This window comes from Flavobacterium caseinilyticum (assembly GCF_004349085.1).
GTDB lineage: Bacteria > Bacteroidota > Bacteroidia > Flavobacteriales > Flavobacteriaceae > Flavobacterium > Flavobacterium caseinilyticum.
On sequence record NZ_SMFM01000001.1, the window covers coordinates 579456 to 591135 of the forward strand.

Here is an 11680-nt window from a genome sequence, read left to right on the forward strand (position 1 = left end):
CACTCGCTTAACAGCAATACTACTGGTCTATGGTGTAATGGTAACACAACTGTTTTTGGTGCAGTCTTTCAAGGTTCGAGTCCTTGTAGACCAACTAGCATTTTTTAAGAACCCCGTAAACATTAACGTTTACGGGGTTTTCTTTTTTAGCACGTAGTAATTCACGTAGTAATTTTGTGATATGAAATGTAGTGAATTGGTGTCTGTTTTCTGTTACAGCTCTATGTTTTAGTGATGACTTGACGGTTATTGTTTTTAAAATGAATTTAAACGTGTAAGCCACCACCCAGCCATGTTCCTGTTGTATGCCAAATTTCATAGTAGTAAAGCCATAGTGAAGTCCAAGGAATTATTGTATCACAAATTAGATCTGTTTTTTTGAATTCGTTATACTTAGGCATAAAGAGACATAAGCTTTCTTGTGAGTACATATGTGGTATTTCTTCTTCTTTTTCATTTTTTATTAAAATTGGATCTAAAATCTTTACTTGAACTAAGGGCTTCTTTTTGATAATGAAGTATTTTATTTCAACTGTATATGCTTCACTTCTTGAAGTTGGTTTTATTTTTCCTATAGCAATTAAACTAATCGCATTGAAATTCACATTCCATTCTGGAAATTTGAATTTTAATGCACTAGCTTGCTGAGCTATCGTTTTATTTCTTAATAAATTTTTGATTATCATTTGCTTCCATAAAAAGTGTTCGCTTTTACAGCTGATGTGGAAAGCATACCTACGGATGTTAATGAACCAGTGGCTCTATCTATTCCTAATTGGTTATTAGTTCTTGCTTTTTCAATAACATTTGCCTGTGAAGTCTGCGCTCCGAAGTATAATTCATCCCCAAACAAACCCTTTAAGATGTTTCCTTCCGGAACAACACCATTTTCTTTTTTCAGCTCTTGCCACTCTTTGTATAAATGTTCGCTAAAATCTTTAAATGCGTAGTAATATCCTGGTTCATCTTCCCATTTATCTGTAAAATCTTCATCAGCATTTACAGGATTGACAACTTTGATTCTTCCAGACATATTCCTTGTGTGAAGTAATATCCTGTTTACAATGCTTTCAACGGTCAAATAGATACTTTCTTCCCCATTGTAAAATTGCCCTGCTATGGTTGTTAGTACAACACTTGAAGTTTTATACGTATCATCTTTTTGAAAATAGACATCTCTGTATCTCTTAATCAATTGTACACCCCTTTGTAATGGTTTTTTATTCTCATAGTCATTTGAAGGTAAGTTTTCTGCGCGCATTGATTTTTCTAGCAAACTAAAGTTCAGGATATTAGTTTTTTCCAAAAACCATTTTGCATATCCTTTTGGGTTGCTACTTACCCAAGTTTTTAATGCACGGTCAGGGACTCTTAGTTTATTTTCGTCCCATTCGTTTTCTTGGATTCCAGGTAAAATATCAATGTGAAATTCACCAGCGTAGTTTAGTCTAATACATCTATTTTTCAATTCCATCTTTCCGCTATATAAAGCATGTTCTTCTAATCTACGTCTTAATTCATTATAGATTTTTTCAGGGGTATGATTGTTGAAATTTGTTTTAATATGTAATGCTATGTCTAGGTCAAATTCATCTTTTCCAATTGGTTTTACGGTTGTTCTAGTCCTTACCGACCCGTGAGGATAAAGGTCATATTTAAATGGCTTGAAAAAGGTTTCGTCTGTTTCTATCCATTTTTTTATTGCTTCATAGTGTTGAATCATTAGCTCATAACGAGTTTTGTCTAATTGAAGAGCTTCCGCCATTCTGTCTAATAGATCGTCTAACTGGACGTTCTTGTTTTGAAAAAGTGTCATCATTTTGGTAATATTTTAAATGTGTGTGGTAGTATTCTTATACCGCCGTTAGTATGTCCCTTTCTAATTTCCTCAGCGGTTACAAATGCTATATTGTCATTATTAACAAGTGATTTTATTGCCTCTTTTTGTGCATCTGTTTCAAGTCTTAGTTCGAAAATATCGGCGTAACGAAATTGTTCAATTGGATAATCCTCTGTCCTTAGCACGCCTTCTTCATGTTTCCCAACGTAAGCATATTTAATATGTTTGAATAGCTTCTCGGGAAGAAAACCAGGTTCAATTAATTCTTCATAAAATTCACGCCAAGGATCAATTTCTCTATTTTTTCTGTTTTCAAACCATTTAAAAAAGGCACTTAATTTTTTTCTTTTATTAATTACAATTCGTAAATCATTTTCAGTGTCTTCGTCTCTTGGAACATGGTTACATGGCACTATCCCTAAGTTGTCAAATATTTCTCGGTTTTCTTCCTTAAAATATTTATAGGCACCGCCTATTGGTTGATATCCAACAAAATCATTTTTGTGTCTTTTGATTAACATGTATTTGCCATTAAATTCAATTCGGAATAAATATGCAACAGTCACTCTTACAGGCAAATTATATTTCCAAAATTGTGGCTTTATTAACTTCCATCTTTCCTTATTATCTAACAAGAAGATAACTAATTCCATAAGACATGCTACAATGAATCCAAGCGAGATATTGAATATGGCATCCTGAATTTCACTCTTCTTTAGAAAAAAACTTGATACCAATCCTAATATCCCAAAACTGAAGCTGATTTTACCTCTATTACTCATTCAGATTATCCTTTAGGTGGAAAATTGTCTTTTCCATAAGTATTCCTTTCTCTAATCTGTCCATTAGATCGGTGAATAAACATTTCAGATCTTTGATTGATTGCAATCTCTTTAGCGATTTTGATAGCCTCAGCTTGTGTGGAAACAATCCTTATTGCTTTTTCGTTTCCTGCGCCTTGCACTGCCCAATCATTTCCTCTTGGTACTACATGCTGGTTTTTTTTACTCATAATGATGAAAATTTAGAAATTAATGATATATTTGTCTCATATATAAAACAAAACTCAAATCTGTTGCATCAAAGATACGTAAATATCTTATTGTTGCACAAGTGAGACAGTGTTTAACACGTAAAACTTATTAACATGCAATCAACACTTAATACAGACCTTTTAGCAGGGATGTTAAAAAGTAAAAGGGCAAGTAAAGGACTAAGAGCTATTGCTGAGGAAATTGGCAATGTAAGTGCGGCTACTTTATCAAGAATTGAGCAAGGAAAAATTCCAGATGTTGATACATTTATTAACATTTGTAATTGGTTAAAAGTATCAACTGATACTTTTATAGTTGGTAATACAGATTCTAAACCTGTTACTAATAAAGATCAGGTCGTTGCTCACTTAAGGGCGGATAAGGAATTGACTCAGGACACTGTAAGTATGCTTATTAAAATGATAGATATGGCATACGAAACAAAATAATTCCTTTTGGCATCAACAAGTATTCTTAAACGAGGTTTTAAAGCAAAGGCAGAAAAAAAAGCAACTGAATGTAGAGTAAATCTCAATATTCATCCTTGCGCGCCTTTATGTGCATTTAAGTTAGCGCAGTTTTTAAATATTAGCGTTTACAATGCAACAGAGTTTTTGAAAGATGATTATGAAATAAGAAAACTGCAAGGTATTGAAGCTGAAGAGTATGGATGGAGTGCCTTAACTATGGATACGAAAAGTGGTAATCGTATCATAATTCATAACAATTTTCATAATTCATACCGTCAACAAAGTAATATTATGCATGAAATTGCTCATATTTTATGTCAACATAAAGTAAAAGAATTTCCTGTAGGGGTCAATTTGCCATTTGGTATGAGAGATTTTGATAAGCTTCAAGAAGAAGAAGCTATATGCTTGGGCGCAACGTTACAATTATCAAAACCTTGCCTTTTATGGGCGAGAAAAAGGAATTTGACGAATGAACAAATCGCAATTCACTTTAACGCTAGTGTTGAAATGGTAAATTTCCGTATGGGTATGACGGGTTTAAATAAACCATTTTTCAAGAAAAATGTTTAGTTAGGTAGTCAGTAGACGCGTCTACGGTAGTATTTTTAAATTAGAAGTAATGATGACGACACTTGATACAAATATTGAGCTTGCAAGATATTTTGATGCCTCTGGGCAATTGCAAATAGTTACAGTTGCCGACTACAATGGTTATGTCGCCAACAAGGATCAAAATTCAATTGCCCTCTTTATTTTCCATCGACTTCATAGCAGGTATTTAAAACCGTTTCAATTTGGTGACAAAGATTTTATTGAGCAGTTTAAGAATGGGTTTTCAATAATGGCAAATTGCTGCTTACTAATAGAAACACTTCAATCATTTAAAAATGGTTGGGAAGATAGTAGTAACAAATCCGCTTTAGCTTTTAAACAATTCCTATCAACTGAAACAAACTTTGCAGTATTTAGAAATAAAGAAAAGGAATTTTATATAAATATAAGATGCGGTATTTTGCATCAAGGCGAAACAACGGGTGGTTGGAAAATAAATCGTGAGGGCACAAATTTATTTAACAGCACAAATCACGTTGTAGATAGTATTGTTTTCGCTAAAGAACTTGAGAAATCTTTAGAAGACTATTCCGGTAAATTAAAAACAGAAAAGTGGGACAGTGAAACTTGGGACAATTTCAGGACAAAAATGAGAAGAATAGTTTTAAATTGTGAAAGATAAAAATCTAGTGGCAAGGCATACAAGATTAGATTTTGCAACGATCACATAATATTCATTGAATCTTTTTAAAGCTTCGTTATTAACCTTTGAACCTTCTGAGCTGTTCCTAAGCTACATCCGCCAATCTTAGCAGCTCTTCTTAAAGATTCACCATTCTTTAGTTCTTTGACCACAATTTTGTATTTGTTAAGGACTTCATCATCGGCCATTCTGGTTCCGTATAGACGTCCAGTATATAATTTTTTGGCTTTGGCAAGCTCTATTCCTTGTCGTTGTCTTTCTAACATATTAGAGCGTTCCATTTCGGCTACGTTGCCGAGAACGCTTATGATCATTTTGAAGCTTGGATTTGGCTTGTTTTCAATCAGTGAGTACATGCCTATGTTCTCGACAAATAGATTCACAGAATTTTGATTTAGAAATTCAATCATTGTTAATAGCTCTATAATATTTCTGCCCAATCGATCAATTGAATTTACGTGTACTTCCGTGATTGAGTTATTTTCGATATCAGCAAGAAGCTTTTTACCTTCTTTTCGATCCTGGAATGGAATTGTCCCCGATATTCTATCGACATATATTTTTGAAAAATCTTTCGCATTCACTTCTTGGCGACCCGTATTTTGGTCTATGCTTGAGATCCTGATGTATTTTACTTTTGTCATAAGTATTCTTTTATAGAGCTAATATAGTGTATATATTTAGACTGGCAAAAATATACATCAAAAAACAATGTTTTTGAGCCGGAATTGTGTGTCCTTTTTTAGTATGCCCTAATTATATACAAATCAATCTGAAAACTTGCTTTTTTTAGTTCTACTTGTAGTGAGAGTAAAAAGAGGTAGCGAAACCTACCTCTTGGATTGGATGTTAAGTAATTCAACCACCTTATATCGCTTCCGATTTCCGAAAGGACGGTATGCCTTTACTTTTTTCAGTTTTTCGTATTTTATCAATGTAGTTTCGCTTTTAATCCCCAAAATTAGCATTGCTTCCTTTGAGCTTACGTATTCTTCGTATGCCATTTTATATGTTTTTAAATGCAATCAGCTTCGTTGCCGTTGCTTCCTTTATATCTGTGTCAATGTATTTTGTTTAGTAATTTTTAAAATTTATTTTTTAATATAAAATGCAGAATATAAGAATCTGACAATTAGTGACATAATGTGTTTATTTTTAATGTTTTTCTATATTCGTTATTCCGAAGTGGGAAGTTTTTATAAAAATGTTGGAAGTTTATCAATATCGGAATTTTGGATATAATTAAAAAAGGCCATCTGAATTTGATAGCCCTTTTTAATTATACGTCTAATTAGTATTATCTAGCTTGACAATCTTTTTTAAATTTTTCCCAATATTCAATCTGTCTAAAGCAGTCATTCAGCAATCGAGGATGAGGTTCGGCGGTATTAAATTCTTCACCCATCAACTCTCGAAATACTTCAATAAAGCTATCTACATCAAATTCTTGATATATGTTGGACAACCTTTTTAATTCTGCGTACATTGTTTCAAAATTGTAGTCGTAATTCCAGTACTTTTCTTTATTCTTTTTCATAATATATTTTTATTTATATTATCATACCAAATAGTAAAGAATTAGTTTGAAAAATTTTTACTTTTTTTACTTTTTTTGTTTTCTTTAGTGATAAAAATCTTCCTGTTTGAACAATTTCACTAAGAATTATTCGTTAGTTAACAGATATATACCAATATGAGAACAGAAAAAAGCATAGTTGATACTTGTATGAAATATGGGATATCACGTTATTCCATTAATCAAGACGGATCAATTGATGTCGATGGGAATGTAAACTTATCGTCTAATGGTTTAACCGTTCTGCCTCTGCAATTTGGAAGGGTTATGGGGCATTTTAACATACAAGATAATTTTTTAAGTACTTTGGAAGGTTCACCGGTAGGAGTAGGCGGTAACTTTAATTGTTACAACAATCTTCTTAATAATTTTTTAGGTGGTCCAAAGTGGATTGGCGGTGATTTCTTTGCGTACAACAATAAATTGACCTCGTTACATGGTTCTGCAGCAGAGATTGTAGGAAGTTATTATATCTCTGGCAATAGTTGTTTAGCAAATTTGATGGGATGCTCTGTCAAAATAGGGGGCGATTTTTCTTTCAATGATAATTTATTGTCTACCTATTGTGGTGACGATGATATAGAATATGATGGGGAATTTTTTTTAAGTGAGACACATTACAATCGATTAAACACCCGAAAATTACCTATGGAAATCTTACAAAATCTAAGACACCTTAAGCTAATTTTAAAGTACCAGCGATACTTTTATATCTGGAATGATGACTTCAGTTTTAATAGAGAAAATTTTGATATTTTAATCGAGGAAATAGAGGAAGGGTTGCGATAAAAAAACAGAAAACATCTATCATTTACAACCGGGCTATATTTGATATTCATCTCTTCTAAATTTTGCGAGTGTACTTCGGCGAATCGTGTTTTTAAACTTTCCGCCTTCAAACAATTACGTATTTTAATTATAACGATGTCGCCCAATCATCCTTAAAGCCTCGAAATATTTTATTCATGGGATCAAAGGTCTTTCTACCGCGCAGTGGTGTATTTTAAAAAAAATGTATTTATGGGGATAGCATTTTAAAACCATCCCGATGAGTACCCATGTAATTTTCTATCTTTTCGTAAAACATCCCTTCTTCTATATCCTTTAAATAGTGTCTTAGTTAACTTTTAGTAATTGCCAAAATCCTCATTCAATATCAATCGTTCACCTTACTATTCACCCAATACTGATTTTTGTAATAGCATTTGACTATTTCCATAGAATGGCACATCAGTTTTTCCTAAAATAGTAGTTGGTAAGGTGGGTATTTCTGAAAGATTATCCATTGGTACAATGACTGTTTTTGCTCCGTTTTCCGAAAGTAATGTAACTTTGTCTGCGAAATTTTGTGCTCTTTCGATGGCTCCACCAATCGAAACATTTCCTAGAACTGCTAAGCCTGCTTTGAGGTTCTTTTTATATATAGCTGAAATGATAGCGACATACACAGCGCTACCGATGCCCCCATGTATCGCAGCCCCCATTATATTACTAACCTGAATATTTAAGTCGTAGCTGGATAATGAATGTTGCTCGTTTAATATTGTTTTCTCATTTGCTCTAATGTAATTGAATGTGTTCTTGATGTTTTCTTTTACTTCAGTTGAACTGGTTCCTGTTACATTTAGTTTCCCGGAACCTTTCAATGCAACCACTTCGATTTTTACTAACGTGTTATTGTCACCATCACTTGTAGCTGTATAGCATACACCTGGGGCCAATGGATTTGCTTCTATTAAAGATGATCCTTTTTCCTCGGGTAATCCAACGAATATTTCCTCTTGTGTTTCTTTATCGATGTATGAGAAGTTGGTGTCCCAAAATTCCATACCACCAATACGTTTAAGCTGCTCTTTTACTCTACGGCGCATTTCCATTGCAATGATAAGATACTCCCTGATGTCTTCTTTAGAATACTCGCCATTTGGATGTAGTAATTTTATGAATCCAGAGATGATTCTTCTCACTGATTTACTGTCTCGTTGTTTCAAATGAGATCCTAGAGAGAAATATTTATCCAATGCATCATAATAGGTTATTTTTCTTTGTGACTTCAATACTTCCGAAAAGAAATCGGTGCTAAAACCAAAATGATTGGTGAAATTCTGAGGACTGAATTTAGTTATTTCCCAACCTGGTAAAAACAAATTGATACGATCTAAAAATGCGGTATCATGGTTTACTTCATCTGATAATGGACTGAATAAATGTGATGTTTGCAAGACCGTTTCCACGGGCTGATTTATATTCCCATTTAAGATTATGGATGCCGAACCAGATATTTCACCGCCTTTTGCTCTAGAGAATGAACCACTTTCCATATAATCTTTCATCAACGGGATTGCATCCCTATCTTTGAACAGTTTGTCTGTGCTTTCGTCAAAACAAATGGTGTCCCAAAGTCCAACAGCACCTACGCGCCCCGAAGTGTTATTTACAAACAATTGAGCTACGGAACCCTGACCACCCGAAATTAGAATAGCATAAGGCGTGATTTCTTTGTAGATATATGACTTTCCTGATGATCTTGGTCCCAGTTCAACCATGTTGAAATTGGCTTCGACCAAAGGAATCAAACGGCATAGTAATAGATTCAGCTTTCTTTCGTCTAATCCTTCACTATAGGGCTCGTATCCAGCGCTACGAAGTAGTAATTTTTTCCATTCCTCTTTTGAAAATTCATTCCTCTTTTGTGAAACTTTGTTGTTGTCAAATGAGGATAGTTGAATTGGTCTGATTTCCTTCACTACAAAAGGAAAAACAGTAGTTCCAATAGTAATTAAAGGATCATACTCCATGTCAATGATTGCCCAGATACCGCCGAGCAACAACTTTTCGTGATTAGTTACTAATTCATCACTAATATTTGCTTTCTTGATATTACTATTGCTGATGTTAGCCCAATACTTATCTTTTTGAGAATCTAGTTCAACAGAAATTTTATCAATTATTTTATAACTTCCCTTTTCACGTAGTTTGGATTGGATCAAGGAACTCTCTTCCGGATTAATGTAGTGATTTCTCAAAATGGTTTTTACATTTTCCATTCCTTCTTTCAATTTATCTTCATCTTCGGTACTGCAAGTGTTGGCTAGTAAATATTCCAATACAAATGCAGGCACATTTGCGCCACCTTTGATTATGCCCACCAAATCCTTTTTCACCACAAACCCTCTGAAATGTTCTAATACTTTCTTGTCTAAATCGTCTAAGATTATCATGCTATATCTGTTTTAAAGTAAACCGCCTAAATCCCTAACTTTATTTTGTTTGACTATTACCTTGTCTAGTTGTTCTTTTGTAACTGCATCTACTATTTTTACTTCAATTGTTGCATTTGAACCAAAACGGAATTCTTTTTTGATTTCGCGATCCTTTTCAATTGTAAGTATATCACTTTCATTAATATTTTTATTATCTGCAAAAAAGAGCATCGTTACTTTTCTTTCAGAGGAAAACAAATCTGAAGCTGTTGAACTTGCTTTTAATACAATTGAAAACAAACCGCCAGTTACATCGTTCAAATCCTTTTTGTTGGCAATCATTACCTGAAGCTGGTCCTGCTGGTTTTTATCGTTTGACCATTTTAAAAAAGGAATAATTGTTTCTTGTGGTGATAAACCACCATGAGCGAAACCGTACACTCCTGGTGTTATGAATGGTCCGACTCTTTTGGTAAAATAACAATAATTGAAGTTACCATAAACCACCTCTTTTTCAATAAGTAAATCGGTGTCAATAGTTTGTTTGTCTTCTGTTCTTATGAAGCGTTCACTCTTTTTAACATTGCCATTAAAGGCGACTTCTATTTTATCAGAATTATCCAAAATACCAGTAAGGACATACCCATGGTCGGTCAATAAATAGACATTTTGGTATCCGTTTTTTAATAATTGCTCTATTTTGGTAGCAAAGATTTCAGCCACTTGGTCAAAATATTTAAGTGCCTTTTGCTGGTATGTTTCCCCTAATTTATCAGGGTCTTTATAACTACAAATTAAATAGTGTTCCTTATCCGTATTTTCATTAACCATTTCTAAATCAATAAAACCAATAGATTTGTCCTTGTTTTGATTTAAAATGTAGGCTTCTCTATCTTGTTTTTTTGCCACTACTTTACCAGTATCAATATAAAGCTGGCTCATATTGTGTTCGGTCTCTGATGGTAAACCTGCAAAAATATATTGGTGGTCTTTACTCAATATGTATTCTTTGGATACTTTTTCAATAATGTCCTGAGCAAATTCATATGAGACTCCATCACCCACAACGATAGCCGTTTTAGACGCATTATTATCAATGATTTCTTGTAATTTACCCGTTTGGTTTGATTTGTATTCTTCGATATATTTGAACCATTTATCTAAAAAAATGACTGCATAATTTTTATAGTAGCTCTGTAGTGGCTCCATCAAATTTTCACGGTCTAGAAAGGTCGCATAAAGAGCACGAATTGCCTTGTCTAGTTTATAAAAATGAGACGTATAGAAAGCAACAGCTTCATCATATGAGGCAATTTGATTGATGTTTTTTTCATCAAATTCTAATAGTATTTTGATTTGTTTCCAAAAATTAATCCCCAAATGATGGACTGCTTTATTGGAAATACGTTGGTTTATTCTAGGTAAGAAATTGATGCAATAACTTTTGTTGCTTATGTTTTTACCTAATTCTTCCAGCCAAAGTTCATCTATGGCAAGGAAAGGATGTGCAGGATGATAATTGAAAATTTCTGTTTTTGGTTCCAGTTTGTATTTTTTCAGATAAACATCAAACGATTTTTGATAAGTCTTACTGTCTAACCAATTATTATATACGTCCAATAGAACTTTGTTTGGATTATTGTTAGCCAAACCATCCAGTAAGTAGAACACTACTTCAGTAGCAAGAACTTCGGATGATTTACTGATATATACCTGACCAATTAATTCATTTACCTTTTTAAAGAAGAGTTCCTGAACTGCCTTGTCATATTTGTTGAGGTAAGTTTTTGGGCTATGTAAAAAAGGAAGTATTTCTTTTTCTAAATTAAAGATTTCAGAAGCACCGTTATGGCTAAGGTTCATCCAATAAGTTTGGTCTTTACCCAAACTTACTTTTGCAGCAGCGATCAGTTCTTCTTTCTCTAAATGAAGATTAATGTTTAAATGTGCTACTACTTTTTCTTTGATGTACCTGTCCAAGTGTTTAATCTCTACACTGCCATTGGTTTCACAATATTCTCTAATGAATTTAAGTTGCTCTTTTGGGGTGTTGGTATAAATTAAATATTTTGTGCCATCTGCACCCTTTTTTTCAATTTCATATTTTACCTTGAGTTCATCAATTTCATTGGATGCATTGAATATTTGGTATTTCTCTTTTACCTCCTCTAACAGAAAAGTAGCTTCTTTTGACTCATCAATAATAACTACTATTGGATGGGTATTGAATATTTTTTCTAAATCTTTTTTAAACCAAGTATCGATCATAACTTTTTTGGTGGTGGTTGGTGGTTAGTTA

General features: G+C 33.3%; 13 protein-coding genes and 1 tRNA gene. 5 read left to right on the forward strand and 9 right to left on the reverse strand.

What is annotated here, in order from left to right; genetic code table 11:
* Positions 1–23: 23 nt before the first annotated feature.
* Positions 24–94: transfer RNA gene (locus E0F89_RS02605), tRNA-Gln, on the forward strand.
* 172 nt (positions 95–266) lie between these two features.
* Here E0F89_RS02605 and E0F89_RS02610 read toward each other — a convergent pair.
* Genes E0F89_RS02610 through E0F89_RS02625 form a run of 4 tightly spaced genes read right to left on the reverse strand, consistent with a single transcriptional unit; the run spans position 267 to position 2852 of the window.
* A complete protein-coding gene (locus tag E0F89_RS02610; protein ID WP_131908297.1) occupies positions 267–686 on the reverse strand; it encodes a hypothetical protein in 420 nt (139 codons plus the stop codon).
* Positions 683–1819: a nucleotidyltransferase domain-containing protein gene (locus E0F89_RS02615; protein ID WP_131908298.1), complete on the reverse strand. Its 1137-nt coding sequence runs from the start codon at positions 1817–1819 to the stop codon at positions 683–685. Before E0F89_RS02615 ends, E0F89_RS02610 begins: the two co-directional genes overlap by 4 nt.
* Positions 1816–2622: an SMODS-associated NUDIX domain-containing protein gene (locus E0F89_RS02620; RefSeq protein ID WP_131908299.1), complete on the reverse strand. Its 807-nt coding sequence runs from the start codon at positions 2620–2622 to the stop codon at positions 1816–1818. Before E0F89_RS02620 ends, E0F89_RS02615 begins: the two co-directional genes overlap by 4 nt.
* Positions 2623–2627: 5 nt before the next feature.
* Entirely contained in the window at positions 2628–2852 is a 225-nt protein-coding gene (locus E0F89_RS02625; RefSeq protein ID WP_131908300.1) for a DUF2188 domain-containing protein, read from the reverse strand.
* Between the two features lie 135 nt (positions 2853–2987).
* Between E0F89_RS02625 and E0F89_RS02630 the strand changes: the two genes are divergently transcribed.
* The 3 genes from E0F89_RS02630 to E0F89_RS02640 are packed head-to-tail and all read left to right on the forward strand — an operon-like array spanning position 2988 to position 4581.
* The gene (locus tag E0F89_RS02630; RefSeq protein ID WP_131908301.1) at positions 2988–3323 is read left to right on the forward strand and encodes a helix-turn-helix domain-containing protein; all 336 of its coding nucleotides are present in this window, start codon (positions 2988–2990) and stop codon (positions 3321–3323) included.
* 6 nt (positions 3324–3329) lie between these two features.
* Positions 3330–3917: an ImmA/IrrE family metallo-endopeptidase gene (locus tag E0F89_RS02635; RefSeq protein ID WP_131908302.1), complete on the forward strand. Its 588-nt coding sequence runs from the start codon at positions 3330–3332 to the stop codon at positions 3915–3917.
* A gap of 49 nt (positions 3918–3966) precedes the next feature.
* A complete protein-coding gene (locus tag E0F89_RS02640) occupies positions 3967–4581 on the forward strand; it encodes a hypothetical protein (protein WP_131908303.1) in 615 nt (204 codons plus the stop codon).
* A gap of 65 nt (positions 4582–4646) precedes the next feature.
* Here the strand turns inward: E0F89_RS02640 and E0F89_RS02645 are convergent, their stop codons facing one another.
* The 3 genes from E0F89_RS02645 to E0F89_RS02650 all read right to left on the reverse strand — a co-directional run bounded on the left by E0F89_RS02645 (position 4647) and on the right by E0F89_RS02650 (position 6139).
* The gene (locus E0F89_RS02645) at positions 4647–5246 is read right to left on the reverse strand and encodes a recombinase family protein (protein WP_131908304.1); all 600 of its coding nucleotides are present in this window, start codon (positions 5244–5246) and stop codon (positions 4647–4649) included.
* Positions 5247–5432: 186 nt separating this feature from the next.
* Positions 5433–5606 (reverse strand): hypothetical protein, encoded by a 174-nt coding sequence (locus tag E0F89_RS17045; protein ID WP_165929964.1) that lies wholly within the window; start codon positions 5604–5606, stop codon positions 5433–5435.
* 293 nt (positions 5607–5899) lie between these two features.
* A complete protein-coding gene (locus tag E0F89_RS02650; protein ID WP_131908305.1) occupies positions 5900–6139 on the reverse strand; it encodes a hypothetical protein in 240 nt (79 codons plus the stop codon).
* A gap of 189 nt (positions 6140–6328) precedes the next feature.
* On the opposite strand from E0F89_RS02650, the gene E0F89_RS02655 reads away from it, so the two are divergent.
* Positions 6329–6967, forward strand: coding sequence for a hypothetical protein (locus tag E0F89_RS02655; protein WP_131908306.1), 639 nt, complete (start codon positions 6329–6331; stop codon positions 6965–6967).
* Positions 6968–7350: 383 nt separating this feature from the next.
* On the opposite strand, the gene brxL is transcribed toward E0F89_RS02655, so the two are convergent.
* Both brxL and E0F89_RS02665 read right to left on the reverse strand, forming a co-directional pair.
* Positions 7351–9399: a protease Lon-related BREX system protein BrxL gene (gene brxL, locus E0F89_RS02660; protein WP_131908307.1), complete on the reverse strand. Its 2049-nt coding sequence runs from the start codon at positions 9397–9399 to the stop codon at positions 7351–7353.
* Positions 9400–9411: 12 nt separating this feature from the next.
* On the reverse strand, positions 9412–11649 hold the full coding sequence (locus E0F89_RS02665) for a hypothetical protein (RefSeq protein WP_131908308.1): 2238 nt from the start codon (positions 11647–11649) through the stop codon (positions 9412–9414).
* Positions 11650–11680: the final 31 nt, after the last annotated feature.

What these genes read in the sequence shown, in the direction of transcription:
- E0F89_RS02610 (WP_131908297.1), bottom strand. Translation starts at nt 686, where the DNA reads ATGATAATCAAAAATTTATTAAGAAATAAAACGATAGCTCAGCAAGCT.
- E0F89_RS02665 (WP_131908308.1), bottom strand. Translation starts at nt 11,649, where the DNA reads ATGATCGATACTTGGTTTAAAAAAGATTTAGAAAAAATATTCAATACC.
- E0F89_RS02630 (WP_131908301.1), top strand. Translation starts at nt 2,988, where the DNA reads ATGCAATCAACACTTAATACAGACCTTTTAGCAGGGATGTTAAAAAGT.
- brxL (WP_131908307.1), bottom strand. Translation starts at nt 9,399, where the DNA reads ATGATAATCTTAGACGATTTAGACAAGAAAGTATTAGAACATTTCAGA.
- E0F89_RS02625 (WP_131908300.1), bottom strand. Translation starts at nt 2,852, where the DNA reads ATGAGTAAAAAAAACCAGCATGTAGTACCAAGAGGAAATGATTGGGCA.
- E0F89_RS02620 (WP_131908299.1), bottom strand. Translation starts at nt 2,622, where the DNA reads ATGAGTAATAGAGGTAAAATCAGCTTCAGTTTTGGGATATTAGGATTG.
- E0F89_RS02655 (WP_131908306.1), top strand. Translation starts at nt 6,329, where the DNA reads ATGAAATATGGGATATCACGTTATTCCATTAATCAAGACGGATCAATT.
- E0F89_RS02640 (WP_131908303.1), top strand. Translation starts at nt 3,967, where the DNA reads ATGATGACGACACTTGATACAAATATTGAGCTTGCAAGATATTTTGAT.
- E0F89_RS02645 (WP_131908304.1), bottom strand. Translation starts at nt 5,246, where the DNA reads ATGACAAAAGTAAAATACATCAGGATCTCAAGCATAGACCAAAATACG.
- E0F89_RS02615 (WP_131908298.1), bottom strand. Translation starts at nt 1,819, where the DNA reads ATGATGACACTTTTTCAAAACAAGAACGTCCAGTTAGACGATCTATTA.
- E0F89_RS17045 (WP_165929964.1), bottom strand. Translation starts at nt 5,606, where the DNA reads ATGGCATACGAAGAATACGTAAGCTCAAAGGAAGCAATGCTAATTTTG.
- E0F89_RS02650 (WP_131908305.1), bottom strand. Translation starts at nt 6,139, where the DNA reads ATGAAAAAGAATAAAGAAAAGTACTGGAATTACGACTACAATTTTGAA.